Raw genomic sequence first — 24,154 nt, forward strand, 5'->3', positions numbered from 1 at the left:
GACGGACGTCAGCATCACACCAGTCGAAATTCAGACAGCCGCGCCTGAGCTAGGATGCAGCGCGCAGGCGGAGGCGCCGCCTGCCGGCGCGGGCCTTCTCCGCCACCGCGGCGGTGATCTCGACCACGCCGTCTTCACGCGGTCTGGCGTTGGTGACCTTGTGGAGCCGCTCATAGGGCAACAGTTCCTTGACCCGGGCTTGAAGCGACGCGACTTCGGCTCGCAGATCCTCGCATTCCTGCCTCTGGACGTCGAACTGTATCTGTTCGGATGCCTGTTGCAGAGAAAGCTGCGAAAAATTTGCGCTGATTGCGGAAAGGTTCATCTTGTCGTTTTCGCTCTCTTTCATGAGAGCAGACAATTTTTGCTCGACAATTTGCTTTTCGGCCACCGCGTCGCTCGCCTGGGCCTTGAGCATGGCGATCTCGCTGGCGGCTTCGCTGTTCTGGTTGGAGGCGGCCTCCAGCCGCGATCGAAGGTCCTCGATTTCAGAACGCAGGCCGGTCATCTCCGCGACACTGCGTGCAAGCTCGGCTTCCCTGTCACCGTCCCTGAGGCGGGCTGCTTCCGTTATTTCCGATAGCTTCGCCTGCGCCATATCGAGCGATTTCTGCAGCCGCATCTCCTCTTTCTCGCTCTTGCCAAGCGCGGCCAGCAGTTCCGAAAGCTGCGCGGCATCATTGGCATGGACAGTCGAGAGTTCGTCCAGCCTGTGCCGGGCCTCGGCCTCCCGTTTCAGCGCCTTGTCGAGGTCGATCGACAGGCTGACATGTTTCTCCCGCAGCATTTCGTTCTCGCGCGAGCGTCTGTTGGCCTCGACGGCTCTGGCTGAGAGTGTTTTGACAAGCTCGCCGAACTCGGCCTCGCGTTTTGCGCTCGCATTGCCTGCCACGACAAGTTCCAGCCTTGCCGCAGCCAGCGCGCCGCGAAGTGCTTCCTTGTCCTCGACCAGGCTCGCCTCGTGCTGCTGCAGGGCCTCGATAGCGCTGTCGCGCTCGCGCTGCTTTCTGGTTGCATCGTGGAGCTGTTCGGACAGCACCCTTTGCTGCGCGGTCAGGCCGGTATTTGCCAGCTCCAATTCGTTGGCGCGAAGAATGTCGCCGTGGAGCAGTTTTAGAAATTCGCCCGTCAGATGATGCGAGGTCGCGATCTCCGACAGTTTCGCATTGATCTCCCCCAGATACTCCTGCGCGTCGTGAAAGAGCCCATCGACCGCGCTTAAGGCAGCCAGCCGGGTTTGCGTATGGGGGGACAGCCGTCGTGCGGTCTCGAAGGCGTCCGCATTGGCCTCGATCTGCGAGCTGTCATCCGTTGCCGCGAGATTCTCATCCGATACCGTCTCATCCGGCACAGTGACGTCGTTCAACGGCGGCTGATCGTCCACGTTGAGACATTCGCTAAACGCATCCGCCAAATCGGTTTCGAGCTCCTTGAAGGCTCTCTCCACAGTCTCGGCACGCTTGATCAAACCTTTGAAATTCATGACCGAATATCCCTCTCGTGCAGCGCCGTTAAGGAGCGGACTTTCAACACTTGACCTCGCCTCCCCGAATACGGGGTTCATCTCCTGACGTGCGCTCTGGCCGACGCAGGCTAGGGACAGGCTTGGCCACTGTCCTCGTGTGTTTGAATGACGCAAAGCCGTGTTCTGCGGCGCTCCATACCCGAGGCGTTGGCACCGCTCGCAAAATGCCACTCATTTCACCCGAGACGGATATGAAGCGGCGCAAGCCTGAGAATCGCCTGGTGATTGTCTTAAGGACCGGCCGAGCGCCTCGGTGTTCTGCAGCAGCTACAAGGTCACGGCCTAAGACGACGCGTGTCACTGCCGAGAGGCCTGACCTAATAAATGATTGTGTTGAATACGTTTCGCTGATTAGCTGTTGTGAATAGACCGGGGACAAGACCGACAAAATGTTGTCCCGGAGGACCGCGATGCCGGTGCTTGAGGTTCGCCACGTCTCCAAGAATTTCGGGGCTATCCAGGCCCTGACCGACGTCAGCTTCCAGGTGGAGCGAGGCGAAGTCGTTGGTCTCATGGGGGATAACGGCGCCGGCAAGTCGACGATAGTCAAGACGGTGGCCGGGAATTTTCCTCCGAGCGACGGCGAAATTGTAGTCGAGGGCGAGGTGTGCCACTTTCACCAGCCTGTGCAGGCCCGCGCCAAAGGGATCGAAGTTGTTTATCAGGACCTGGCGCTCGCCGATAACTTGACGGCCGCGCAGAACGTCTTTCTGGGGCGCGAGATCAAGAAAGGCTTCTGGCCGATCAGGATTCTTGACAAGCAGGCGATGATCGATCGCTCGGCTGCGCTGTTCAAGGAACTCAAATCGGAAACCCGGCCGCGCGACCTCGTCAGAAAGATGTCGGGTGGGCAGCGCCAGGCGGTCGCCATCGCGCGGACCCGGCTTTCAAATGCCAAGCTGGTGCTGATGGACGAACCAACGGCCGCCATCTCAGTGCGCCAGGTGGCGGAAGTACTCGAACTGATCCGACGCCTCAAAGCACAAGGAGTCGGCGTCATGCTGATCAGTCACCGAATGCCTGATGTGTTCGCCGTGGCAGATCGTATTATCGTCCTCAGGCGGGGCTCGAAAGTTGCCGACAAGCCAGCCGACAAAACATCGCCCGAGGAAATCACTGGACTGATAACGGGGGCCATCCGTGGCGAATAGTGTTCAGGAGTCAGTTGGCGTTCAGGGCTCAGTCGAAGAACATGGCCGGCCGGTCATGTCGGATTTCGTTCCGACCAAGGAAAAAACAGTTCTCCAACGTGTGATTTCAAGTCAGCCCTTCTGGGTGACGATCGCGCTCATCGCGCTCGTCATGTTGATGACTGCGATGGAGCCGAGCTTCGGCACCTCTGAAAACGTCGCCAACGTGACGCGCAATTTCGCACCTTTCGGCATCATGGCACTTGGCATGACGATCGTCATCATCACCGGCGGTATAGATCTGTCGGTCGGCTCCGTTATGGGTCTCGTGGTCATCGTCGCCGGCCTGTTCCTCACCTGGCACTATCCCTGGTACGTCGCCTTCGCCATGGGCCTTTTCTCCGGTCTGGCCTGTGGCGCGGTCAATGGATTCTTTGTCGCCTATCTCGGGATGCCGTCCTTTGTGGTCACCCTCGGCATGCTGTCCGTCGCGCGCTCGCTGGCGGTCGTATTCTCGGCCAACCAGATGCTCTACCAGTTCGGGCCCGATGCCCCGATCGTAAAGGCAATCGGTCAGTGGAAATGGCCGCGGCATGGTCTGGACGACTGGGCACCGCATTGGATACCAGAACTGTCGTCACAATTCTGGACCATGGTGATCCTGGCCCTGATTGTCGGCTTCGTGTTTAACTTCACTGCCTGGGCCCGGCATCTCTTCGCCATCGGCGGCAATGAGGAGGCGGCACGGCTCACCGGCGTTCCGGTCAACTGGATCAAATTCCAGGCCTATGTCTTCTCGGCTTTCACCGCCGCGCTCGCCTCGCTCCTGCTCCTCGGCTATAACGGCTCGGCTATCAATGCCATGGGCCAAGGCTATGAGCTGCGCGTTATCGCCGCGACAGTCATTGGCGGCGCCAGCCTCATGGGCGGCGCCGGCACGGCCTTCGGTGCGATCATCGGTTCCGCCTTCCTCGAGGTGATCAGGAACGCGCTGCTGATGGCCGGCATCGATTCAAACTGGCAGGGTGCCTTCGTCGGCGCCTTCATCGTTCTTGCGGTTCTCTTGGGCATGCAAACCGGCGGCAAATCGATTCTCGCCGCGTCGCTGGCAGTCTTGATGCCCAAAAAACGCCGCTAGAAACCCGCCGGCGGGAGGCTTGCGGGACATCACACCAAGGAGGAGAACGTCACATGAAAAAACATCTGCTCACGGCCGCCGTCGCGCTTGGCGCAATGGTGCTCGCCGTTTCCGGCGCCCAGGCGAAATACACCTTCGCCCTGGTGCCGAAGAACATGAACAATCCTTTCTTCGACCAGGCACGCGACGGCTGCAAGAAGGCCGAGACCGAATCCAATGGCGCTGTGGAGTGCATGTATATCGGTCCCGGCGAACATGGCGGCGGCGACGAGCAGGTGCAGATCGTGCAGGACCTCGTGGCCAAGAAGGTGGACGGCATCGCCGTGTCGCCATCGAACGCCGCGGCGATGGCGGTTGCGCTGCAGGCCGCCAAGGAGGCCGGCATCCCGGTACTCACCTGGGACTCCGATCTCCTGCCCGAAAACAAGGATCTGCGCGTTGCCTACATCGGCACCCACAATTACGAGATCGGCGTGAACCTCGCCAAGCTTGTCATGCAGATCAAGCCCAAAGGCGGCACGATCTGCATCCAGTCCGGCGGCGCCGCGGCGGCCAACCACAACGAGCGCATGCAGGGCATTCGCGATACGCTTTCGGGCACCAAATCGGCGGCCTCGCCCGGAGATCGGCTGACCGGCCAGAACGGCTGGACCGAAATCGAAGGCTGTCCGCTCTACACCAACGATGATTTCCCGCTTTCGGTGCAACAGTTCGAGGATATCATGGCGAAAAACCCGAACCTCGACGCGTTTGTCCCAACCGGTGGCTTCCCGCAGTTCATCCCTGATGCCAACCGCGCCGCCGTCGCACCGTACAAGGACAAGATCGCCTCGAAGGCCCTGGCCCTTGTCGTCGCCGACACGCTTCCGGTACAGATCGACCAGATGAAGGAAGGGTTCTCGCTTGGCCAGGTCGGCCAGCGGCCGTTCGAGATGGGCTACAAGACGATGATGGCGCTGAAGGACATGAAGGACGGCAAGGCTCCGCCGGCCGACCCGACCTACACGGGCCTCGATGTCTGCACTCCGGAGACAGCCGACACCTGCGTCGCCAAATAGTGCTTTTGGGCGGGAGGAAACTCCCGCCCTTTTTCATAGGGGATCTCAATGCCGGAATTGTTCTCGCTCAAGGGCCGTGTCGCATTGGTCACGGGTGCCTCGCGTGGTCTTGGTTTTGCCATGGCCAAGGCACTTGCGGAAAACGGCGCGACGGTGGTCGTCAATGCCCGCGACGTGGCCGCCCTTTCGGCTGCGGCGGACAGGATCGGTGCAGAAGCCCTGCCGTTCGATGTCACCGACGCGGCGATCTCAAGGGCGTCGCTCGAAGGAATCGTCGAACGCCACGGCCGCCTCGACATTCTGGTCAACAACGCCGGTATCCAGCATCGTAAACCGCTGGTCGAATGGCAGGACGAGGATTTCAACCACGTGGTTGCCGTCAATCTGTCGGCTTGCTTCCGCATGATGCGCGACGCGGTGCGCCTGATGCTGCCAAACAAGTTCGGGCGCATAATAAACACCGGATCGGTCGCAGCGATCCTTGGCCGTCCCACCATTCACGCCTATGTGGCGGCAAAGGCGGGGCTGCACGGGCTGACACGCTCCACTGCCGCTGAGCTGGGCCGCCACGGCATCACCGTCAACGCGATCGCCCCAGGCTATTTCGCCACCGAGCTCAACACCGCACTTATGCACGACGAGGCCTTCACCAAATGGGTCGAGGCACGAACCCCCGCGGGCCGCTGGGCCCAGCCTGAGGAACTCGGCGGAGCGGTGGTGTTTCTCGCCTCCGACGCTGCCGCTTACGTCAACGGGCACGTGCTGGCCGTTGACGGCGGGCTATCGGTTTCCCTGTGATTTCAACCGGCGACACCGTGCCGACAGGGCGTGCCTGCTAGCCGCCTGAAATGACGACTTGCTGCATGCGCTGCTGGCCCGGTCCCCTGCGCGGACGCAGACGCCACACGATTGGATGGCGCGCCGTATTGCAGCCGCCGACTTTCGATTCGCAACGGGTTATTTCGACGTCTGGCGGCATCGATGCTTGATGCCGCCAATATTTCATTCCACACACCGGCCACGATGAGAAACGACATACGGGATCAGCGCCGGGTATTCGGGTGGGCCTTGCCCACTTCGATTGCCCTGCATCTGCTCATCGTCGCGTTTTTGTTGTTCGGACTGCCGGCAACGCTCTCGCAGCCAGGGAAGGAGCAGGCCATTGCGGTGGATATCCTGCCGCCGCCTAAACCGCCGGAAAAAACCAAACCTCCGTCTCCCGCTGAACCGCCCAAGCCGGAAAAGCTGCCGGAAGCAAAGGTCGAGCCGCCGGCGAGCCGTGAGGTCGCCGCGCAGAGACCTGTCTTCCAATTCGGTGAGAAGGACGCCGGTCCGCGCAAGTCTCTGGACGGCAACAGTGCGGAGGATGGTTCGCAACAACCGCCGGCGCCGCAAGATCCCAATAACCAGGATCTTGCACAGCCACCTGCCGTGGCAGCGGTCGAGGGGAAAGACCAGGCTCCGCCGCCTGGCGCATCACAGCCGCCAAAGCCCAAGTCTGCGGATGTCGCCAAAGTGCAAAAGCCGTTGAAGCTTGAAAAAGCGAAAAGATTGTTCTCGCAAGCAGCAACCGATGATCCAATCGCGACAACCGCCATGAGAAACGTGCCGCGCCCCGAGCGGGTCGGTCAGCTCTGCTTCTGGGAACTGGGCGAACAGTTGCGCCACGCCTCGCCCCCGTATTTTCCCGACGTCTTGCGTACCTACAGGTTGAGGGACGGCAATGTCATGCAAGTTTCCAGGACCGAGTTCCGTGCCAGCGGGCAGTGGTACGCCCTGAGCTTTCGTTGCGAGGTCGATCCGGACGCAACGAAAGTCGTGTCCTTCGCCTTCCGTGTCGGAGATCCAGTGCCAGCGCCGCGGACTGCCCGCCAAATAGGTGGCCCAGACTGATCGAGGTCGGCTCGCCGGCCGCATCAAATCCACGACGCCGGCGAAGTCTTCGCGCCCCGGCACGCGTCGAGGTGCTTTCGCCAGCAGCCGCCTCAACGTGGGACGAATGCTCGCCCGCCTTGGCAATCGCTGTTTCGAGGTTTAGCTTATCCTAAGGGAGGGTTCGATGACTTCAAGTTTCAATGTTCACCATGCTGCCGGCTATGAGCAGCTCATGGGCCGCTGGAGCCAAAGGCTCGCGCCGCTGTTCATCGACTTTGCGGGCCTTAAAGACGGCGAAAATATCCTCGACGTCGGTTGCGGCACCGGCAGCCTGACCTTCGCGCTCGTCAAGGCCGCTGACCTCCGTGAGGTCGCCGCGATCGACTTTTCAGCCGTTTTTGTCGAGGAGGCAATCCGGCGCAACTCCGATCCGCGGATAAAAATCCGTCAGGCGGATGCCTGCGCCCTGCCCTTTGAGGACGGCGCGTTCGACCGTGCCCTGGCCCTGCTCGTGCTCCATTTCGTGCCCGAAGCCGGCAAGGCAGTCGCCGAGATGCGCCGCGTCGTGCGGCCGGGCGGCGTGGTCGCGGCGACGGTATGGGACCATCTCGGCGGCATGCCGGGGATGCGCATGATGATCGACACGGTGGCGGTGCTCAGCGAAGGCGGACGTCAGCTGCGCGCCCGCTATTGCACGCAGCCGATGATGCAGCCCGGTGAAATGAAACGGACCTTTGTCGAGCAGGGTCTCCGCGACGTTACAGAGACCGAGCTGATGATCCGCATGGACTATCAAAACTTCGGCGATTACTGGGCGCCGATTGCCGCCGGCGAAGGGCCGCTCGGCAAGTATGTGGTCACGCTCGATCCAGAAGAGCGGGCGCGCGTCGACGCCGCCATACGCGACGCCTACGAGGCCGGCCGGCCCGACGGCCCGAGATCCTTTGCGAATGTCGCATGGGCCTGCCGCGGTATCGTTGCCTGACCGGCCGGCAGCCGGGATGCATTCATCGCATAGGAAGCATCGCTCTCCTCGCGCCGGCTTGTCCCGCTGTTGAGGGGACGGCCTCCGCTTCGGCCCCGCTGGATCCGCCAAGGGTGGCTACGTTAGCCGATCCCGTAGACCAGCCTGACGCGGCCGTCCGAAAGCTGCTCCACTTTGCGCAGTTCGAGCCCACGACGATTTTTCGCCGTCCCAAACAGCGCCTTTCCTTCACCGGCGAGCAGCGGATAGACGATCAGCCTGAGCTCATCGACCAGCCCGGCATCGATAAGGCTCGCCGTAATTTGGGCGCCGCCCATAAGGTAGATGTCTTTGCCGGGCTGCTGTTTCAGCGCAGCGATATCCTCGAAATTCCGCACGAAGCGCGTCTTTGGCCAGGCCGCCGAAGTCATTGTGTTCGACAGCACATAATGCGGGGTCTGCGCGGCGAAGCGGGCCCATTCGAGCTCGGTCGGCTTCGGCAATTTGCCGGTCATCGGCAGCGGCTTGTCGGGCTCGTTCTGGATGGCGCTCCAGTAGCGCTCGTAGCCGGCATACATGACGCTGCCAAGCAGGCAGGCGTCGATTTGCGGCGTCAGGCCATATTCGTCCGACCACGCGTCGACCCAATCGGCATAACCCTCGGGGCCCTCCATCTTGCCGTCGACGGAAATTTTCATTCCAGCGATCAATTTACGCATGACTTCCTCCATCAGGCTTGCCGGATGCAAGCACGTTTCATCGTTTCATCGTTGCTTCGTGTTGTTGGCGGCGACCTCAGGGATGGCCGCCGCGAGCTACATCAGGCCGGCAGGCGGCGGTCGTATTCTTCCCGCAGGCGGCTCCAGCCGTCCCAGAACGAGCTCGGCGTCTTGCCCGCGAGGCGGGCGGCCAGGAGGTCGAGGTGTATGTGCCAGCCGGCCGTGATGTTGAGCTGGATTGCACGTTCCGGCAGGCGGCGATGGACGACGGTGAGCAGCACATCGCTACCCTTCGCCTCCAGCAAGAAGGAGACGCCGCCGGTATTTCCCCAGGTGATGGAAAGCTTGCGCGGCGGATCGAGGTCGGTGATCCGGCCCTCCATCCGATGCTCTTCGGGAAAGCCCGCGGGGCGCTGGCCAGGCGGGTCCGTCAGCTCGTCGTTACGCCAGACCAATTCGAACGAACTGCCCGCCTTCATTTCCATCTGCCCCGCTGCCATCCACTGCCGGCGCAGGTCACTCTCGGTGAGATAAGCCCAGACGCGCTCGATGGGTCCGGGCAAAAGGCGCTGGATGGTGAACGTGGCGGGCTCGCTCAGCGCGCCATAGGCGTCGATGCTTCTCATCTGGTTCATTGCTCGTCTCCTTCTTTCGGATTGGTGGGCGATTTCCTGGGCTCATCCTGGGCTTTGCGTGCGTCCTCTTCGCGAAGAAGGCGTTCGAGAACATCGAGACGACCTGTCCAGAAGCGCTCGTAGAAGCTGAGCCACTGATGGGCGCTGGCCAGCGGTCCGGGGGCTAGTCGGCACAGATGCGTGCGGCCCCTCACCTCTCGACGAATAAGCCCTGCGTTCTCCAGCGCCTTGATGTGCTTGGAGGCCGCCGCGAGCGACATCGCGAAGGGTTCCGCCAGCTGGCTTACCGTTTTCTCGCCATCGGCGAGATCGCGAAGCATGTGCCGGCGCGTGGCGTCGCCAAGGGCGTGAAAGACCGCATCCATCTGAGGTGTTTGTAATTCAACCATGTAGTTGAATATAGACGCACGCTTTGAGATAGTCAACCGTTTGGTTGAATAAATTATGTGAAGCGCCGCAGGGCGGTTTGCGCCATCGAGCGCATCGACGTGACGGGAGATACGGACGGCCCGCGACAGTAAGGGCGAGGCCCTTATTTGCCGTTGAAGAAACTGTGGATCGCGGCTTCCAGCTTTTCGATAAGCTGAGGGTTGTGGCAGCTGCCAGCCCAGATCAGGGCGTTTAGCCTTATTTCTTTGTTGATAAAGCTCACTTTCCCAGAATCCAGCAGGTATTCCGCGATCTCGTAGTGCCGCCCTTTGATAGCCTCGATGAGCGCGTTGTTTCTCCCCGTCTTGTCGGTCAGATTTACTTCCGCGCCATTCTCCACGAGCAACTTGACGACTTCGAGATGCCCGTTCTTCGCCGCCTCGATAAGAGCCGTTCTGCCGTAGTAGTCAGCTCGCGCGTTGATCTCTATTTGGGGGTGTCTCACGAGGCCTGAGATACACGCGTAATGTCCCTTGGCCGACGCAAGGCTCAAGGGCGTACTCTTCCACTTGTTTCTGGCATTCACATCGATTTCCGGGTCTTCGATCAGCACCTCGACCACCGCTGTGCGGTCATTGAGGGCTGAAAGGTGAAGTGCAGACCAGCCGCCGTCGTCCGACTGATTGATGTCGGCGCCAGCCGCCAATTCCGATCGAACCGCATCCGCATCGCCTTGTTCTGCCGCGACCAGCAGGGGCGACCAGTCTCTTGCTCCTTCGCCTTCCAAGCTGTTGGTCAACGCAGTCGCCTCCTCGGATAGTCCACAGAATACCACAGAATCCGCGACAGCGGGATCGTCCTGAATGGAGTTCCCTGGACTCCGTGGGTCACAGAGAGCTGTCGGCCCGAAGCGGAAGATCAGCGCTTCACGTCCGTCTCCTCACATTCTCATGATATCGACTGGCTTTGGCGGCCATCCAGACTAGATAGAGCGTGCGCCGGGCGGAACGATGCAGAAGGACCTGAACATGCCTGAACAGATTACCCTGGATAGACCTGAACAAATCAGATTGAACGACTGCTCCGCCATTCCGCAAATCGGCCTCGGCGTGTGGCAGGTCGATCCAGCCATCACCGCCAAGGTGGTGCGCTGGGGAATCGAGGCCGGCTACAGGCTGATCGACACCGCCGAAGGCTATCAGAACGAGGAAGGTGTCGGGCAGGCAATCCGCTCGGCCGGCGTGCCGAGAAGCGAGTTGTTCATCACCTCGAAACTGCGCAACGGCGCGCATCAGCGCGACGCCGCCTTGCGCGCCTTCGATGGGACGATGAGCAAGCTCGGCATCGGGCACATCGACCTGTTCCTGATCCATTGGCCGGTACCCAGCCAGGACAGATATGTCGAGGCCTGGAAGACGCTGATCGAACTCAGGCAATCAGGCCGCATCAAGTCGATCGGCGTTTCGAACTTCAACCAGGACCATCTCGAACGAATCATCAGCGAGACCGGCGTCACGCCGACCGTCAACCAGATCGAGCTCCACCCCCGCTTCCAGCAGCGTGACAAACGTGAATTCCACGACAGGCACAACATCCGCATCGAGAGTTGGAGCCCGCTGGGCAGCGGCCGGCTGTTGAGCGATCCGACGCTTGAAAGCATCGCCAGGAAACACGGCAAGTCGGTGGCGCAGACGATCGTCAGGTGGCATCTTCAGGAAGGGCTGATCGTCATTCCAAAGTCGATCCACCAGGACCGCATCGCCGCCAATTTCGATGTCTTCGATTTCGAGCTGGAAGCGAAGGACCTCGAGCTAATTCGGGGCATGGATTCGCCCGACGGCCGCACCGGCCCGAACCCCGCTACGGCCGCATTCCTGTTCTGAGGAGGCGGGCCAACCGGGAGGGAGATCGGCAGCTTCAATAGGCCGCGCCCTTCTTACAGCGTCGGAGATTAACGAAGGCCGCGATGAGGGCCAATCTCCCCCTGAGGGCCCCTTGAGGGGGAGATGGCCGGCAGGCCAGAGGGGTGCTGTCCCGCCAGCGATCAAGACCACCCTTCCCGCTAGCCTCATATCCCCGAGCCATCCACCAACGGCACATCTTCCCCTTCCCAGGGGCTAGGCATCGATCCCTTGCTCAGATTGGCCGACGGCAGCGGCATCCAGCACTTCAGTTCGGGTTCGGCATATTCGACGATGCGTCCTGGCGACGAATCGGAAGCGCGCCAGCCTTCGCTGCCGAACTGGTCGGCGCGGGCCCAGTAAGCCATGTCGACCTCGGCCGGACCCTGTTCGGACGGCCGAACCGTGACAAGGATTCTGCTGCCGTCCCTTGGCGCGCTCGACATGTGGCGCCACTGACCGGGCTCGTCCATTGCATTCCTCCTGCGATCTTCGCCTCGAACGGATAGTCGCTTCGAGCTCGGAAGCGGTCAACCCGAACTTTTTTGCCTGAGGCAAAACCCTGCCCCGTCGTCGCGGAACAAGTCATGGCACGCCGGGTTTGGGCAAGTTGTTGAAGGAAGCAAAAATGAGACCAGCGCCCCGACCGATCCTTACCATTGGTGCATGGCAGGCCGCGTCTTTCGTTCGCAACCCGGTCCGGTCGCAATGAGGCAGGCCGGTTCTGACCATTCCCACCCACCCAAGGAGGGCAAAGGCGGCATAGGACGAGCGCTCGGCCTCGGCCTGATAACCGGGGCAGCCGACGACGATTGTTCTGCGATAGGCACCTATGCGAGCGCCGGCGCCCGCTTCGGACCCGACCTGCTTTGGACGGCTCCGGTGACGTTGCCGATGATGTATGTGGTCGTCTACCTGTCATCGAAGCTTGGCCAGGTATCCGGGCGCGGATTGTTCCACGTCATCAAGGACTTCTATCCGCGGTGGCTGCTCTGGTCGGTGCTGTTGGGTGTTCTCGTCGGCAACACCATCGAGGCAGCGGCGGATCTTGGTGGAATGGCGGCCGCAATCAACATGTTCGTGCCACTTCCCATCCCGCTGATCGTGCTGTTCGTCGCCGCCATCATCTTCGCCCTCCAGGTCTTCGGCTCCTATACTTTGATCCGCAACATCTTTCGGTGGCTGGCGTTGGCACTGCTCGCCTATGTCGGTGCCGCCATTCTGGCCAAGCCGGACGCCGCGGCCGTACTGCGCGGAACGCTGCTTCCGCGGATCGAATTCAACCGTGAGTTCCTGTCGATCCTGGTCGCCATTATCGGCACGACGCTGTCCGCCTATCTCTACACGTGGCAGTCCAATGAGGAGGTCGAGGAGGAGATTGCCCAGGGGCGAACGACGCTCGGGCAAAGGAAGGGCGCTACCGACACCGAACTCCGTCGCTCTCGCCGGGACATCCTCATCGGCATGATGTTTTCAAATCTCATCATGTATTTCATCATTCTGTCGACGGGTGCTACGCTCTACAAGACGGGCCACCACGATATCGACACGGCTGCGCAAGCGGCGGAGGCGCTGCGCCCGCTAGCCGGGCAGGCCGCAAGCGTCCTGTTCGCCGCAGGCGTGATCGGCGTCGGTTTCCTAGCGGTTCCTGTCATGACTACCGGCGCTGCCTATGACGTGGCACAAGCCATCGGCTGGAAAAACAGCCTGCACGCCCGGGCTCGAGAGGCGCCCAAATTTTATCTCGCCATCGGATTTTTTACGGTGATCGCCGCCGGCCTCAACTTCCTCGGCTTCAATCCGATGAAGGCGCTGGTCTGGTCCGGCATAGTTCAGGGCTTCTCGACGCCGCCCTTGCTGCTGCTCATCATGCTGATGACGAACAGCCGCAGGATCATGGGCAACCAGGTGAACAGCCGCAGCACCAACATACTCGGTTGGGCAACGACCGCCGCCATCTTCTCGGCGACGATCGGCCTGGTGGCAACCTGGTTCATGTGATCAGGCAGGACAAAAGGACGCCGCCGGTTGAGTTAACCCGTCCCGCTTGCGGATTGTCCCAGCTTTGCCGGTCCTGGAAATTCCACTACGTCGCCCATCGGCCGTTTGTATTGCACTGCGACAATCGCATCGATCAGATGATCCACAGCCGCACGAGCCGTGCGGCTCGTCTCGTCCTCGCCGCTCAAATAATGGCTGGCTCGTTCAAGATGGAGGTGTGCGGCGGCAAAGTCGCTTGTCATCGGCTTCTCCCTGTTGCCCGCCGGCCGGCAAGATGACCGCCTCGATTTACCCAAAAGCAAATATCCACAGCCGGATTTGAATCAAATTGACCTGATTCACCGCAGCCCGAAGGACAAGGTGCTGGCAGGCCTGTGCGCCTCTGGTTGATGCGCTGCGCCGGCGCAGTACGCCGCATTGAATGAACCAACTACGGGCGGTGTTCCGCAAACTCCGTTCGCTCAATGCGCTACCTTTGAAATTTTCTCGCTCTTTTAATTCTATAAACTCTCTAGACTTAACATAGATCATTTGGACAGGGAGCCAGGAATGTCGAAAAAGCTCGTGGTAGGGCTGTCGGGCAATTTGACCCGGCCGTCGAAGACCAAGGCGTTCATCAGCCACATTGTCGGGCAGGCCGCAGAAAGCATCAGTGCGGCCTCCGCCGTCTTCGACATCGAGGATCTCGGCGCGTCCCTGCCGCAGGCAAGGCGCCTCGGCGACCTCGACCCGGCGGCGCGCAACATCGTCGAACGGCTGCTGGGCGCCGACATCCTGGTGGCCGGCTCGCCGACCTTCAAAGGGAGCTATACCGGGCTTTTCAAGCACTTCTTCGACCTGCTCGACCCGTCATCGCTGAGGGGCAAGCCGGTCATCCTTGCCGCGACCGGCGGCGGCGAACGCCATTCGCTGATCGTCGAGCACCAGTTGCGGCCATTGTTCGGCTTCTTCGAGGCGCTGACCGTGCCGACCGCGATCTACGCCTCCGAGAAGGATTTTGCCAATGGCGTGCTGGTGTCGGAAGCCATCCACGCCCGCGCCCGGCAAGCGGTTGCCGAGGCATGCCGGGTGACCGGGGTGCCCTACGGCGTCGGCCTTGCCGCCTGAACGCACCACTGACCCGAGATTCGCCCCCCGATCCACCCAGGAGCACGCCGCGATGACCAGATCCACCAAATCCAGGCAAATCAAACTTGGCGCTTTCCTGCCCGGCGGCGGACAGCATATCGCCGCCTGGCGTCACCCCGAGGCGCCGGCCGATGGCGCCACCAGTTTCGAGTTCCACAAGCAGCTCGCCCTGACCGCCGAGCGCGGCCTGTTCGATGCCTATTTCCTCGCCGACAATCTGACGGTCGGCCTCGGCGCCCGCGAAGGCGGCAACGCCAAGATCGCCGGCTTCGAGCCGGTGACGCTGTTTGCAGCGCTGGCGCCGCTCACCACGCATCTCGGCTTCATCGCCACCGCCTCGACCACCTATGAGGAGCCCTACACGCTCGCCCGCAAATTCGCCTCGCTCGATCATCTGTCGAATGGCCGCGCCGGCTGGAACGTCGTCACTTCGGCCGGCGACGAAACCGCGCGCAACTTCAATCGCGATACGCAGCCTGCCCACGCCGAGCGCTATGCCCGCGCGCATGAGCATGTCGAAACGGTCAAGGTGCTGTGGGACAGCTGGGAGGACGACGCCTTCATCCGCGACAAGAAATCGGGGCGCTTCTACGACAAGGACAAGCTCCACGACATCGACCACAAGGGCGCGCATTTCAGCGTCAAGGGTCCGCTCAATGTGCCGCGCCCGGTGCAGGGGCACCCGGTCGTGGTGCAGGCGGGACAATCCGAAGACGGTCGCAAGCTCGCCGCCGCCTCGGCGGAAGTCATCTTCACCGCCCATCAGAACCTGGCGTCGGCGCAGGAATTCTATCGCGACATCAAAGCCCGCGTGACAGCGGTTGGCCGCGATCCCGAGCAGGTGCTGATCATGCCGGGCGTGGCACCCTTCGTCGGGCGCACAGAAGAAGAAGCGCGCGCCAAATACCAGCAGCTGAACGACCTCATCTTGCCTGAGGACGGCGTGGCCCTGCTCAATGGGCTGGCCGGCCAGACGCTCGACATCAGGGGCTATCCGCTCGACGGCCCGCTGCCGCCAAGCAAGGAAACCGAAGGCATGAAGAGCCGCCAGGCGCTGATCCGCCAGATTGCCGACGAGCACAACTTCACCATCCGCCAGCTCTATCAATGGGTGGCGACGGCCCGCGGCCATTACACCGTCATCGGCAGCGCCACGCAGGTCGCCGACCAGCTGGAGGAATGGTTCGGCAACGAAGCCGCCGACGGCTTCAACATCCTGCCGCCCTGGCTGCCCGGCGGGCTCGACGACTTCGTCGAGCTGGTGATCCCCGAACTGCAGCGCCGCGGCCTGTTCCGCACCGCCTATGAAGGCAGGACGCTGCGCGAGAACCTCGGCCTGAGGCGGCCGGAAAACCCGTGGACCGCCGCCCGCTCGGCCGTGCTGGCCGCCGAATAATTCCACGAAGCCCACTACCCTCGAAGCGAGAGGCACGACGATGACCTTGCAGCACATCGAACAGGCCGCCAGCCTCGGCACGCGTGACAGCACGACAAGCCTCGGCTCGGATTTCCTGCGCCTAGGCGGCCGGGCGGGAATTCGCTTCCTGTCGCGCTACGGCGTCCTCATCGCTTTCCTCGCAATGTGGCAAGCGTCGAGCAGCGCCGGCTGGGTCAACGCGGCCGTGCTGCCGCCGATCGACATGATTGTCGCGGCACTTTGGAAGGGACTGGCCGGCGGCACTCTGCTCGGCGACATCGCCATCAGCCTGCAGCGCGCCGGTCTCGCCTTCGCGGCCGCCGTGCTGGTCGCCATCCCGCTTGGCCTGTTCATGGGCCAGGTGCGCGCGGTCGAGACCGCGCTCGATCCCATCCTGCAGGTCTTCCGCCAGACCTCGGCGCTGGCGCTCTATCCGGTGTTCATCCTGCTGCTCGGGCTCGGCGAAGCCTCCAAGGTGTTCGTCATCTTCTGGGCGACGCTGTTTCCGCTGCTGCTCAACACCATCGGCGGCGTCAAGCAGGTCGATCCGAAACTGCTGGAGATGGCGCGCGTCTATGGCGCCAGGCAGCTCACCGTCTTCCGTCGCGTCGTGCTGCCCGGCGCCGTGCCCTCGATCTTCGTTGGGCTGAGGCTCAGCGCCACCACGGCGCTGCTGCTGTTGATCGCGTCCGAGATGATCGGCGCCAACAAGGGCATCGGCTTCCAGGTGATGAACGCGCAGTACAACTTCCAGATACCGCTGATGTTTGCGGCAATCGTCATCCTCGCCGGCCTCGGCCTGATCGCCAACCAGGCACTGGTCAGCCTGCAGCGGCGGCTCTGCCGCTGGAGCAATGCCGTCGACTGACCACCGCCTTTATGAATCTCAACCAGGCCAGAACTCAAATCAGGAAAGACCCGGACCATGAAAATCTCCCGCCGTTCCCTGCTTGCCGGCGCGCCCTTCGCCGCCGGCCTTCTCGCCGCCGGCCTGCCGCGCTTCGCCTTTGCCGAAGCCGCACCAGTGAAGTTCCGCTCCCTCGCCAGCCGTGGCAGCATCTCTCCGCATGAGCTGGCCGGCGAGCTCGGCTATTTCAAAGGCCTCGGTATCGAGGTGGAGAATGTCGGCTATTCCGGCGGCGGCCCGGAATCGTTGTTTGCGCTCGCCTCCGGCAGCGTCGATATTGGCTCGGCCGCAACCGCCGCCGTGATCAATTCGATCTCCGGCGGCAACGACTTCGTCGCCGTCTATCCGAGCAACGGCATCAACAGCAAGGTGCGCAGCGTCTTCTACGTGCTCGACGACAGCCCGATCAAATCGATCGCCGACATTGCCGGCAAGACCATCGCCGTCAACACGCTCGGCGCCCATCTCGACTACACCGTGCGCGAGGCGCTGCACAGCGTCGGCCTGTCTCCGGACGCCGCCAATCTCGTTGTCGTACCCGGACCGCAGCTCGAGCAGACCTTGCGCTCCCGCCAGGTCGACATCGCGGCGCTCGGATACTGGCAGGCGACGTTTGCCGGGGCGCTGGTCGACAATGGCGGCGTTCGCGGCGTGTTCAACGACACCGACGTGCTGGGCGAGCTGGCCGGCGGCTTCGTCGTGCTCAGGCGCGACTTCATCGCCGCGCATCCGGACGCTGCCCGCAATTTCGTCGAGCAGTCGGCGCGCGCCTCCGACTGGTCGCTGCAGAACCCCGACGAAGCGCGCAAGGTACTGGCAAACATCCTCGACAAGCGCGGCGAGAACGGCGAGCTGGCGCGCTACTGGACCGGCTTCGGGCTGCGCCAGGGGGCCAAGGCGACGGACCGCGACATCGACTTCTGGGTCAGCGTGCTCGAACGCGACGGCCGCCTGCCAAAGGGTAAGCTGAAGGCAGCGGACATCCTCTACCGGCCCGGCGAAACCAAGACCAACTGAGAAGGCCAACCGGCAAGACAATCAGCTGGGAGATGAGCGCGATGAGCGGCACAAGCGGCGGTGAGGTCAGCATACGCGACCTGTCCAAATCGTTCAGCATCGGCGGGCGTTCGCTTGCCGTGCTGAGGACCCTCAATCTCGACATCCGCTCGGGTGAATGCCTGGTCATCGTCGGCGCCAGCGGATCGGGCAAGACCACGCTGCTGCGCATCCTGGCCGGACTGGAGGCGGCCGACAGCGGCGGCGTCGCCATCGACGGCAAGCCGGTGCACGGCGTCGGCGCCGAGCGCGCGGTGATTTTCCAGGAGCCGCGCCTGCTGCCCTGGCTGACGGTGCTCGGCAACGTCGCCTTCGGCCTCGAAGTGCGCGGCGTGCCGAAGGCCGAGGCCGAGGAACGGGCGCGCTTCTATATCGCGCTCGTCGGCCTCGCCGAATTCGGCGATGCGTTTCCAAGGCAGCTGTCGGGCGGCATGGCGCAGCGCGTCGGTATCGCCCGCGCCCTAACCGTGCAGCCCGAAATCCTGCTGCTTGACGAGCCGCTAGGCGCGCTCGACGCGATGACCAAGATCGGCATGCAGGAGGAACTGGCGCGCATCTGGAGCGAGGAGAACGTCACCATGGTGATGGTGACGCACGACCTCGAGGAAGCGATCTACCTCGCCGACAGGGTGCTGATCCTGCCCAAGGAGAAAGGCGGCGCGGCGCGGCTGATCGACATCGACCTGCCCCGCCCGCGCGAGCGCAGCGAAAGCCGCTTCGTACGCTACCGCGAAGAACTGCTGCGCGAATTCGGGCTGCACTGAAAGCCGCCTAAGAGGGCTTGGATTCCGCGTCCCGCGAAGCGGGGAGAGGTGTCTCGGCGAAGCCGAGACGGAGATGGGCCTTCCTTCGAGTGCCCTGCACTACGCTCTTTCCTGGAACCGGATTCCCCGCCTCGGCATTTCCTTAACCGGGAGGCAAAGGAGCGCGGCATGAAAGCTTTGTTCGCAATCTTTGGCGGCTTCGTGCTGACGCTCGCCGTATTCGCCAGCGGCCTGGCCTTCGCCACCTGGCTTCTGATAGCCAAGCCGGTGCGGCCGGCAGCCCCGGCCTCCAGCGTCGCCGAACTGTGGGCCAAGGATCCGCGCGCGGTAAACCCGGCCTCGCAGCGCCTCGAGCGCCTCCCGGCCCGCCCGGTTCCCGTTCGCACCTCGGAAGTTGATCGCACCGCGAGACCCGCCGATACGGCCGCAGCTTCGACAGCCGACGCCACCGCCACCGGCTCCATCAAGCCACCAGCGGAAGAGCAGCAGCAAGCGCTGCCCGCCGCTCATGTCGAATGGTGCGCCAGCCGCTACCGCTCCTACCGGCCGGACGACAACCGCTACACCTCCTACAGCGGCCAACAGCGCCCCTGCATCTCGCCCTATCTCGACATCACCGATGACGGCAGCTACGTCGAGGCGAGCGATACATCGTCGGTGGAGGGCTACCCGCGGCCGGACGAAACCGGCGACGCCGAGCTCTCATCCGACCACGTGCAATACTGCTTCAGTCGCTACCGCTCGTACCGACCGGAAGACAATAGCTATCAGCCGTATTCCGGGGGGCCGCGTCGGCAGTGCGAGTAGCGCGGGCGGGCTGGCGGCCGCAGTGCATGGCGCCTTGTGCGACCAACCATCACGCAGATTTCCTGGATCGTTCGGGTTGGCTCGGCGTTCATCCGATACCCAAAGGAGAAATCAACATGGGCGACGACCGGGACGACAAGATTCGTGAGCGCGCATACCAGATCTGGGAACGCGAAGGCGGGATCCATGGCGATCCCGAGCGGCACTGGCACCGGGCCGAGGCCGAGATCGACAGGGAAGCAGCCCTGCCACTGACGGCAGGCGATGCCCTGCCGGAAACCCGCGAGGTCGCAAGCTCCGACGTCTTGACGGTGGAGGCCCTGGCGGTGCGCACCGGCATATCGGGCGAACAGGCGCAGGAGCTGATCGACAGGCTGGGAAACGACAGGGCGGTGATCGAACAAGCCGCGCGCAACCTCCAGGGGAAGCAGCGGCTCGGGGAGTGACAGATGATCAGAAAACTCAGAGACGGAAAATACCGCCTCTATTCGCGCAAGAAGGACGAAAAGACCGGCAAGCGCCGCAATCTCGGCACCTTCGATACCCGCGAGGCCGCCGAGAAGCACGAACGGGAGGTGCAGTATTTCAAGAGGCATTGAGGGGCGTTGGTGGCCGGTGCCCGCCAGCCAGTCGCGCGGCATGCCCGGGGGAACCTGAATTCCAGCCCTCACGAGCCGCCGCGAACCCATTACCGCTGCTACAGGCTAAGGGACGACACTACACGTCCCACAGCGGAGAGCAGCGCCCCTGCATCTCGCCCTAACTCGACATCACCGATGACGGCAGCTACGTCGAGGCGAGCGATACGTCGTCGGTGGAGGGTTACCCGCCATCAGATGAACCCGGCGCCGCGGAGTTCTGATCCGACCACGTGCAATACTGCTTCAGCCGCTACCGCTCCTATCGGCCGGAAGACAACAGCTATCAGCCCTATTCAGGGGGGCCGCGCCGGCAGTGCGAGTAGCACGCGCTGGGCAGCATCCAGTGCGCGCCTGTCGAGGGATTTGAGGTCCTGTCTATGTGCCGGACCTTCCGCAAAGCGGAGGAAAGTGCCGCTCAGTTCGTTTTGTAGTACGCGGGAGGCCAGACCTGCGCCTCACGGTCATGATGGGGAGGTGAGGGCGTACACGGAGACCGTTCGAGTAGAGAGCCCTGTCTTACCACCGCGTTCGTAAGAGGATACTAGGAGAGACGCAAATTGACAGAATCGTCGATTCTGCCATGCCGCAGTGGCAGAAAAGGATTCTGGCTTATTAAGCTCGTCATATAAGCTACCGGCGCAAATCAGGGGGCATTCTTGCAGAAACGCGCGCGTATAAGGCGGATTGAGTTCTCCAATTTCAAGGCCCTATCCCGGTTCACGCTGACGATAAACGAGATCAATATTCTTGTTGGGCCTAACAACTCGGGCAAGTCCACCTTGATCGGAGCTCTTCGGACACTCGATGCAGCAATACGTTTCGCCTGGTCTCGACCGCCCAGTCGCGTGTATGTCGGCGACAATTCCTATATCGGCTACCGCCTCCCCGAAGAGAGCGTTCCGATTTCTCTGGAGAACGTACAGACTGACTACAACGGGGCTGAAGCGCGCGTAACCTTTTCACTGAGCAATGGGAACTCGCTTGCATTGGTCTTTCCTGAAGATGGCGGCTGTGTCTTTCTCCCTTTTGTCGATGGTGGCGTGGTCAAAAGCGCATCAGAGTTCAAGCGAGAGTTCCCAATTTCTTTGATAATTGTGCCCGTCCTTGGGCCGGTTGAACATAGAGAAAAGAAACGGGAGCGCAGCACTGTCGTCTCCGGCTTGTCTACCCACCGGGCATCGAGACATTTTCGAAGCTACTGGCATTTTTTTCCAGACGGATTTGATGCGTTCTCGGAGCTTGTCGCAAGAACGTGGCCAGGAATGCAAATCAGTGCCCCGGAGTATGACTATGCTTCCGGAGAACTGAGCATGTTCTGCTTGGAGGACCGGATAACCAGAGAGATATATTGGGTCGGTTTTGGCTTCCAGATATGGTGCCAACTCCTAACACACCTATCTCGCGCGACCGAAAATTCTCTCATCGTGGTGGATGAGCCCGAAGTGTACCTACATCCCGATGTCCAACGCCAACTGCTAGGCATTATGCGGGACGCCGGGGCAGACGTAATGATCGCCACTCACTCGAGTGAAATAATTGCCGAGGCCGATCCGAGTGAGATCGTAATGATCGACAAGCACCGCCAATCTGGAGAGCGCATACGAAACATATCCGGTATTCAGCGTGCGCTTGATGCTGTTGGCTCCTCTCACAACATAACTCTCACCGCGCTTGCGAAGAGCCGTAGAATCCTCTTTGTTGAGGGCCTCAATGATTTCCGGCTACTTCGGCGTCTCGCACGTAAGATCGGGATGCAGGAGTTGAGTTCAGGCACTGGAATTATCCCTTTGGCGTCGGGAGGCTTTGGCTCTTGGCAAAAGATCACAATCCTTGCATCGGGCATCGCCGAAGCACTTGGTGCTCCGCTTATGATAGGGGCGATCTACGATCGTGATTACTTCTGCGAGGAACAAATCGCTGATGTGGTAGAAACTCTCGATGCCGGCCTTCTACTGGCGAGAGTGCTTGAACGAAAGGAGATAGAAAATTATCTTCTTGTCCCATCGGCTCTTGATCGAGCTGTGTACCGGACTCTCGGCGTGCGTCGAGATACGTCGGAATTACGCAGTTCGGAAGAGGTGACCTCAGAAGCCATTTTAGACGCGATAACTCGGCCGATGAGGGACGACGTGTTTTCTCAGTTGATGGCGCGGCGTCTTGAGTTCTTTCGCAAAAGAGGCGACGACGCGTCGAGCATCTATAAGCCCGTAATCTCTTCGTTCGAGGCTCGCTGGGCTAGTATTGGTTCAAGGATGACTCTGGTTTCGGGCAAGGAGGTCCTGCGTCAATATCGACAGCGGGTGAAAGATCAATATGGTATTACCCTGACAGACTCTCGTATCATTGATGCGATGAATAAGGATGATATCCCAGCCGACATGGTTACGTTATTAAATGAGCTTGATTTGTTCAGAATCAGCACAAAGTCTGTAGCAGCGGCCTGAGAATGCAGATGGATCGGTGCTCGGCTGAGATGCGCATTTCGGCAACTCTTAGCCTCTCGCCCGACGCCGGCTCTCCACTGCATCCAACCGCTCCTGCAAATGCCCATTCAGCACAATCATCTCCTTCAGCGCCTTCACCGCATCCCCCTTATGTGATGCAAGGAACCTGTCGGCGATGGCCTGCAGCGCAGCCTCCTGGCGGCTGTCCAGCGTCACGATGTAATCCATGGCGATGCCTCCGATAGTTTCTGTTCAAATTGAACAAAACGGGAACAAAAATGTCAAGAGCGAATTGACTCTGCGAGGAATGCCTTCCTATTTGTCAGTAGGCGGGGCGGTTGCTCACAAATCGAGGAGAGCCGCGATGGGCAGACGAAAAAGCCGGTTCGACAGGCTGTCGGCGAGGGATGCGGAGGCGATCATCAGGGACGCTCTGAGCCTGCGCAGGACGGTGCTGTCGTCGCAGCTGCATCTGAAGGCGCATGGCGAGCTGTTCTGGCAGCTTTGCGGGCTTGTCGAAAAATTGCACGGGGTGCTGGCCAGCGTCGCGGAGAAGGAGCCCGATTATCGGATGGCGGAGCTTGGCCTGCTTCCCCTCCCCGAGGATTACTCGACCCGGAAATGAGCCATGGCCGGGCCGATGGACAGCGTTGGGCGTGCCGCCAAGGCCAACATGCTGCTTATCGTGGAGTGCGGCCACTGCTACCACGTCGGGCGCTTCAGGGCGAATGACGTGGCCCAGGTGGTGGGCTGGAACAAACCGCTGGAAGCGATCAGGTTCAGGTGCAAGCGATGCAGCCGCAAGGACACGACGGTGAAGACGCAGTTCATCGACCAGGATCATCCGCCCAAAGGCTACATCTGGGTGCTGCAGAAATTCAAGCGCTAAAACAATGAGCCTTGCGCCGGCGCCTGCTGCGGAAACTTGATCTGCGTCGCCGGCTTGTCGACGATCGCCAGCGCGTCATCGGGCGCCGTGCGCTGCAGGTGTCTTGCCTCCGACCATGGCGCGCTGAGCCAAGCCTCGGTTTCTTCCGGCGTGGTCAGGATCACCGGCATTGCCTTGTCGTGGATCGGCGCGATCAGCGCGTTGGGCCTGGTCGTCATGAAGCCATAGACCTGGTGCTCGGCGGGGCCGTCCTTGACCTTGCGAATGCCCTGCCAGCGCGTCCACAGGCCGGCAAAGAAGAACAGCGGGCGGTCCTCGCCGAGCGCAAACCAGAAGTTGCGCTGAATGCCGGTCTCGGGGTCCTTGTCGCCGGGCGTCGGGCTGGGCTCGGCGAAGCTGGTGACGGGCACCACGCAGCGGTTCTCGATGCCGAGATATTGCTGCCAGTGGCCGTATTGCGGATTGCGGATATTGGTGGTGCCGTAGTCGGCCTTGCCCTTGACCCGCTCCAGTGGCGTCGGCATGCCCCACAGCAGATTGGCTAATTCGCGTTCGCCGTCCGGCGCATTGCGCACCACCGGGCTTGGCTGGTTGGGATAGATGTCGATGGAGGGTTCGAGATTGCCGAGGATATCGCGCAAGGCGCGGGTCCACTGGCGAATGGCCTCCTGGCTGGTCGTGATATTGTAAAGATTGCACATTTCAGGCCGTTCCCGGATGCTCAGGCATCTTGTTGGAAACGGCCCGGAATTTCCAGCGCTGTCCGTCGGGTTGCTGACACGGCAG

At 61.6% G+C, this 24,154-nt stretch carries 28 protein-coding genes and 1 pseudogene; 20 read left to right on the forward strand and 9 right to left on the reverse strand.

Going from position 1 to position 24,154, the window contains the following annotated elements:
* Window positions 1–49 precede the first annotated feature (49 nt).
* Window positions 50–1,483, reverse strand: a complete 1,434-nt coding sequence (locus NKH83_RS09045; RefSeq protein WP_352803448.1) for a coiled-coil domain-containing protein — start codon at window positions 1,481–1,483, stop codon at window positions 50–52.
* Between the two features lie 452 nt (window positions 1,484–1,935).
* On the opposite strand from NKH83_RS09045, the gene NKH83_RS09050 reads away from it, so the two are divergent.
* The 6 genes from NKH83_RS09050 (at window position 1,936) to NKH83_RS09075 (ending at window position 7,711) form a co-directional block, all read left to right on the forward strand.
* The gene (locus tag NKH83_RS09050) at window positions 1,936–2,676 is read left to right on the forward strand and encodes an ATP-binding cassette domain-containing protein (RefSeq protein ID WP_254819718.1); all 741 of its coding nucleotides are present in this window, start codon (window positions 1,936–1,938) and stop codon (window positions 2,674–2,676) included.
* Window positions 2,677–2,731: 55 nt separating this feature from the next.
* On the forward strand, window positions 2,732–3,793 hold the full coding sequence (locus NKH83_RS09055) for an ABC transporter permease (RefSeq protein ID WP_352803451.1): 1,062 nt from the start codon (window positions 2,732–2,734) through the stop codon (window positions 3,791–3,793).
* 53 nt (window positions 3,794–3,846) lie between these two features.
* Window positions 3,847–4,851 carry a sugar-binding protein gene (locus tag NKH83_RS09060; RefSeq protein ID WP_352803454.1) on the forward strand — a complete coding sequence of 335 codons (1,005 nt, stop codon included), beginning with the start codon at window positions 3,847–3,849 and terminating at the stop codon, window positions 4,849–4,851.
* Between the two features lie 48 nt (window positions 4,852–4,899).
* On the forward strand, window positions 4,900–5,649 hold the full coding sequence (locus NKH83_RS09065) for a glucose 1-dehydrogenase (RefSeq protein WP_254819721.1): 750 nt from the start codon (window positions 4,900–4,902) through the stop codon (window positions 5,647–5,649).
* Window positions 5,650–5,832: 183 nt separating this feature from the next.
* Window positions 5,833–6,744, forward strand: coding sequence for a DUF930 domain-containing protein (locus NKH83_RS09070; protein ID WP_352803458.1), 912 nt, complete (start codon window positions 5,833–5,835; stop codon window positions 6,742–6,744).
* A 166-nt stretch (window positions 6,745–6,910) separates the two neighbouring features.
* Window positions 6,911–7,711 carry a class I SAM-dependent methyltransferase gene (locus tag NKH83_RS09075; protein ID WP_352803462.1) on the forward strand — a complete coding sequence of 267 codons (801 nt, stop codon included), beginning with the start codon at window positions 6,911–6,913 and terminating at the stop codon, window positions 7,709–7,711.
* A gap of 122 nt (window positions 7,712–7,833) precedes the next feature.
* Here the strand turns inward: NKH83_RS09075 and NKH83_RS09080 are convergent, their stop codons facing one another.
* From NKH83_RS09080 to NKH83_RS09095, 4 genes are all read right to left on the reverse strand, one after another.
* Entirely contained in the window at window positions 7,834–8,409 is a 576-nt protein-coding gene (locus NKH83_RS09080; RefSeq protein ID WP_352803465.1) for a dihydrofolate reductase family protein, read from the reverse strand.
* 101 nt (window positions 8,410–8,510) lie between these two features.
* Window positions 8,511–9,044: an SRPBCC family protein gene (locus NKH83_RS09085; RefSeq protein ID WP_352803468.1), complete on the reverse strand. Its 534-nt coding sequence runs from the start codon at window positions 9,042–9,044 to the stop codon at window positions 8,511–8,513.
* Window positions 9,041–9,433: an ArsR/SmtB family transcription factor gene (locus tag NKH83_RS09090; protein WP_352799230.1), complete on the reverse strand. Its 393-nt coding sequence runs from the start codon at window positions 9,431–9,433 to the stop codon at window positions 9,041–9,043. Before NKH83_RS09090 ends, NKH83_RS09085 begins: the two co-directional genes overlap by 4 nt.
* Window positions 9,434–9,576: 143 nt before the next feature.
* Window positions 9,577–10,212: an ankyrin repeat domain-containing protein gene (locus tag NKH83_RS09095; RefSeq protein ID WP_352690320.1), complete on the reverse strand. Its 636-nt coding sequence runs from the start codon at window positions 10,210–10,212 to the stop codon at window positions 9,577–9,579.
* A 229-nt stretch (window positions 10,213–10,441) separates the two neighbouring features.
* On the opposite strand from NKH83_RS09095, the gene NKH83_RS09100 reads away from it, so the two are divergent.
* The gene (locus NKH83_RS09100) at window positions 10,442–11,296 is read left to right on the forward strand and encodes an aldo/keto reductase (protein ID WP_352799226.1); all 855 of its coding nucleotides are present in this window, start codon (window positions 10,442–10,444) and stop codon (window positions 11,294–11,296) included.
* Between the two features lie 185 nt (window positions 11,297–11,481).
* On the opposite strand, the gene NKH83_RS09105 is transcribed toward NKH83_RS09100, so the two are convergent.
* The gene (locus NKH83_RS09105; protein ID WP_023677305.1) at window positions 11,482–11,787 is read right to left on the reverse strand and encodes a hypothetical protein; all 306 of its coding nucleotides are present in this window, start codon (window positions 11,785–11,787) and stop codon (window positions 11,482–11,484) included.
* Between the two features lie 235 nt (window positions 11,788–12,022).
* Here NKH83_RS09105 and NKH83_RS09110 point away from each other — a divergent pair, with 235 nt between their 5' ends.
* Window positions 12,023–13,315 (forward strand): Nramp family divalent metal transporter, encoded by a 1,293-nt coding sequence (locus NKH83_RS09110; protein ID WP_352803473.1) that lies wholly within the window; start codon window positions 12,023–12,025, stop codon window positions 13,313–13,315.
* Window positions 13,316–13,347: 32 nt separating this feature from the next.
* Here the strand turns inward: NKH83_RS09110 and NKH83_RS09115 are convergent, their stop codons facing one another.
* Window positions 13,348–13,557, reverse strand: a complete 210-nt coding sequence (locus NKH83_RS09115) for a hypothetical protein (protein ID WP_254819408.1) — start codon at window positions 13,555–13,557, stop codon at window positions 13,348–13,350.
* Between the two features lie 307 nt (window positions 13,558–13,864).
* Here NKH83_RS09115 and msuE point away from each other — a divergent pair, with 307 nt between their 5' ends.
* The 10 genes and pseudogenes from msuE (at window position 13,865) to NKH83_RS09165 (ending at window position 22,479) form a co-directional block, all read left to right on the forward strand.
* Window positions 13,865–14,422, forward strand: a complete 558-nt coding sequence (gene msuE, locus NKH83_RS09120) for an FMN reductase (protein WP_352799224.1) — start codon at window positions 13,865–13,867, stop codon at window positions 14,420–14,422.
* Between the two features lie 52 nt (window positions 14,423–14,474).
* A complete protein-coding gene (locus NKH83_RS09125; RefSeq protein ID WP_352803477.1) occupies window positions 14,475–15,839 on the forward strand; it encodes an LLM class flavin-dependent oxidoreductase in 1,365 nt (454 codons plus the stop codon).
* A 40-nt stretch (window positions 15,840–15,879) separates the two neighbouring features.
* Window positions 15,880–16,728, forward strand: coding sequence for an ABC transporter permease (locus tag NKH83_RS09130; protein WP_352507152.1), 849 nt, complete (start codon window positions 15,880–15,882; stop codon window positions 16,726–16,728).
* 57 nt (window positions 16,729–16,785) lie between these two features.
* On the forward strand, window positions 16,786–17,784 hold the full coding sequence (locus NKH83_RS09135; RefSeq protein WP_352799221.1) for an ABC transporter substrate-binding protein: 999 nt from the start codon (window positions 16,786–16,788) through the stop codon (window positions 17,782–17,784).
* A 32-nt stretch (window positions 17,785–17,816) separates the two neighbouring features.
* A complete protein-coding gene (locus NKH83_RS09140; protein WP_502895557.1) occupies window positions 17,817–18,587 on the forward strand; it encodes an ABC transporter ATP-binding protein in 771 nt (256 codons plus the stop codon).
* A gap of 168 nt (window positions 18,588–18,755) precedes the next feature.
* Window positions 18,756–19,394 carry a BA14K family protein gene (locus NKH83_RS09145; protein WP_352803229.1) on the forward strand — a complete coding sequence of 213 codons (639 nt, stop codon included), beginning with the start codon at window positions 18,756–18,758 and terminating at the stop codon, window positions 19,392–19,394.
* A gap of 116 nt (window positions 19,395–19,510) precedes the next feature.
* Window positions 19,511–19,840 (forward strand): DUF2934 domain-containing protein, encoded by a 330-nt coding sequence (locus NKH83_RS09150; RefSeq protein WP_352803480.1) that lies wholly within the window; start codon window positions 19,511–19,513, stop codon window positions 19,838–19,840.
* Between the two features lie 3 nt (window positions 19,841–19,843).
* Window positions 19,844–19,993 (forward strand): hypothetical protein, encoded by a 150-nt coding sequence (locus tag NKH83_RS09155; RefSeq protein WP_352803226.1) that lies wholly within the window; start codon window positions 19,844–19,846, stop codon window positions 19,991–19,993.
* 263 nt (window positions 19,994–20,256) lie between these two features.
* A pseudogene (locus tag NKH83_RS09160) lies at window positions 20,257–20,358 on the forward strand (BA14K family protein); the annotation flags it as partial.
* Between the two features lie 333 nt (window positions 20,359–20,691).
* Entirely contained in the window at window positions 20,692–22,479 is a 1,788-nt protein-coding gene (locus tag NKH83_RS09165; protein ID WP_352475621.1) for an ATP-dependent nuclease, read from the forward strand.
* Between the two features lie 48 nt (window positions 22,480–22,527).
* On the opposite strand, the gene NKH83_RS09170 is transcribed toward NKH83_RS09165, so the two are convergent.
* Window positions 22,528–22,707 carry a hypothetical protein gene (locus tag NKH83_RS09170; RefSeq protein ID WP_352803484.1) on the reverse strand — a complete coding sequence of 60 codons (180 nt, stop codon included), beginning with the start codon at window positions 22,705–22,707 and terminating at the stop codon, window positions 22,528–22,530.
* 136 nt (window positions 22,708–22,843) lie between these two features.
* On the opposite strand from NKH83_RS09170, the gene NKH83_RS09175 reads away from it, so the two are divergent.
* Both NKH83_RS09175 and NKH83_RS09180 read left to right on the forward strand, forming a co-directional pair.
* Window positions 22,844–23,104 carry a hypothetical protein gene (locus NKH83_RS09175; RefSeq protein WP_352475623.1) on the forward strand — a complete coding sequence of 87 codons (261 nt, stop codon included), beginning with the start codon at window positions 22,844–22,846 and terminating at the stop codon, window positions 23,102–23,104.
* Between the two features lie 3 nt (window positions 23,105–23,107).
* Entirely contained in the window at window positions 23,108–23,368 is a 261-nt protein-coding gene (locus tag NKH83_RS09180; RefSeq protein ID WP_023677293.1) for a hypothetical protein, read from the forward strand.
* Here NKH83_RS09180 and NKH83_RS09185 read toward each other — a convergent pair.
* Window positions 23,365–24,069: an SOS response-associated peptidase gene (locus tag NKH83_RS09185; RefSeq protein ID WP_352475624.1), complete on the reverse strand. Its 705-nt coding sequence runs from the start codon at window positions 24,067–24,069 to the stop codon at window positions 23,365–23,367. The genes NKH83_RS09180 and NKH83_RS09185 overlap by 4 nt on opposite strands.
* Window positions 24,070–24,154 lie beyond the last annotated feature (85 nt).

Source organism: Mesorhizobium sp. M0909, assembly GCF_040319515.1.
GTDB lineage: Bacteria > Pseudomonadota > Alphaproteobacteria > Rhizobiales > Rhizobiaceae > Mesorhizobium.

Coding starts and splice junctions, on each gene's coding strand:
- NKH83_RS09150 (WP_352803480.1), top strand. CDS start 19,511: ATGGGCGACGACCGGGACGACAAGATTCGTGAGCGCGCATACCAGATC.
- NKH83_RS09055 (WP_352803451.1), top strand. CDS start 2,732: ATGTCGGATTTCGTTCCGACCAAGGAAAAAACAGTTCTCCAACGTGTG.
- NKH83_RS09140 (WP_502895557.1), top strand. CDS start 17,817: ATGAGCGCGATGAGCGGCACAAGCGGCGGTGAGGTCAGCATACGCGAC.
- NKH83_RS09135 (WP_352799221.1), top strand. CDS start 16,786: ATGAAAATCTCCCGCCGTTCCCTGCTTGCCGGCGCGCCCTTCGCCGCC.
- NKH83_RS09175 (WP_352475623.1), top strand. CDS start 22,844: ATGGGCAGACGAAAAAGCCGGTTCGACAGGCTGTCGGCGAGGGATGCG.
- NKH83_RS09110 (WP_352803473.1), top strand. CDS start 12,023: ATGAGGCAGGCCGGTTCTGACCATTCCCACCCACCCAAGGAGGGCAAA.
- NKH83_RS09180 (WP_023677293.1), top strand. CDS start 23,108: ATGGCCGGGCCGATGGACAGCGTTGGGCGTGCCGCCAAGGCCAACATG.
- NKH83_RS09085 (WP_352803468.1), bottom strand. CDS start 9,044: ATGAACCAGATGAGAAGCATCGACGCCTATGGCGCGCTGAGCGAGCCC.
- NKH83_RS09080 (WP_352803465.1), bottom strand. CDS start 8,409: ATGCGTAAATTGATCGCTGGAATGAAAATTTCCGTCGACGGCAAGATG.
- NKH83_RS09105 (WP_023677305.1), bottom strand. CDS start 11,787: ATGGACGAGCCCGGTCAGTGGCGCCACATGTCGAGCGCGCCAAGGGAC.
- NKH83_RS09155 (WP_352803226.1), top strand. CDS start 19,844: ATGATCAGAAAACTCAGAGACGGAAAATACCGCCTCTATTCGCGCAAG.
- NKH83_RS09100 (WP_352799226.1), top strand. CDS start 10,442: ATGCCTGAACAGATTACCCTGGATAGACCTGAACAAATCAGATTGAAC.
- NKH83_RS09145 (WP_352803229.1), top strand. CDS start 18,756: ATGAAAGCTTTGTTCGCAATCTTTGGCGGCTTCGTGCTGACGCTCGCC.
- msuE (WP_352799224.1), top strand. CDS start 13,865: ATGTCGAAAAAGCTCGTGGTAGGGCTGTCGGGCAATTTGACCCGGCCG.
- NKH83_RS09050 (WP_254819718.1), top strand. CDS start 1,936: ATGCCGGTGCTTGAGGTTCGCCACGTCTCCAAGAATTTCGGGGCTATC.
- NKH83_RS09115 (WP_254819408.1), bottom strand. CDS start 13,557: ATGACAAGCGACTTTGCCGCCGCACACCTCCATCTTGAACGAGCCAGC.
- NKH83_RS09065 (WP_254819721.1), top strand. CDS start 4,900: ATGCCGGAATTGTTCTCGCTCAAGGGCCGTGTCGCATTGGTCACGGGT.
- NKH83_RS09125 (WP_352803477.1), top strand. CDS start 14,475: ATGACCAGATCCACCAAATCCAGGCAAATCAAACTTGGCGCTTTCCTG.
- NKH83_RS09185 (WP_352475624.1), bottom strand. CDS start 24,069: ATGTGCAATCTTTACAATATCACGACCAGCCAGGAGGCCATTCGCCAG.
- NKH83_RS09170 (WP_352803484.1), bottom strand. CDS start 22,707: ATGGATTACATCGTGACGCTGGACAGCCGCCAGGAGGCTGCGCTGCAG.
- NKH83_RS09070 (WP_352803458.1), top strand. CDS start 5,833: ATGCTTGATGCCGCCAATATTTCATTCCACACACCGGCCACGATGAGA.
- NKH83_RS09090 (WP_352799230.1), bottom strand. CDS start 9,433: ATGGTTGAATTACAAACACCTCAGATGGATGCGGTCTTTCACGCCCTT.
- NKH83_RS09045 (WP_352803448.1), bottom strand. CDS start 1,483: ATGAATTTCAAAGGTTTGATCAAGCGTGCCGAGACTGTGGAGAGAGCC.
- NKH83_RS09060 (WP_352803454.1), top strand. CDS start 3,847: ATGAAAAAACATCTGCTCACGGCCGCCGTCGCGCTTGGCGCAATGGTG.
- NKH83_RS09130 (WP_352507152.1), top strand. CDS start 15,880: ATGACCTTGCAGCACATCGAACAGGCCGCCAGCCTCGGCACGCGTGAC.
- NKH83_RS09075 (WP_352803462.1), top strand. CDS start 6,911: ATGACTTCAAGTTTCAATGTTCACCATGCTGCCGGCTATGAGCAGCTC.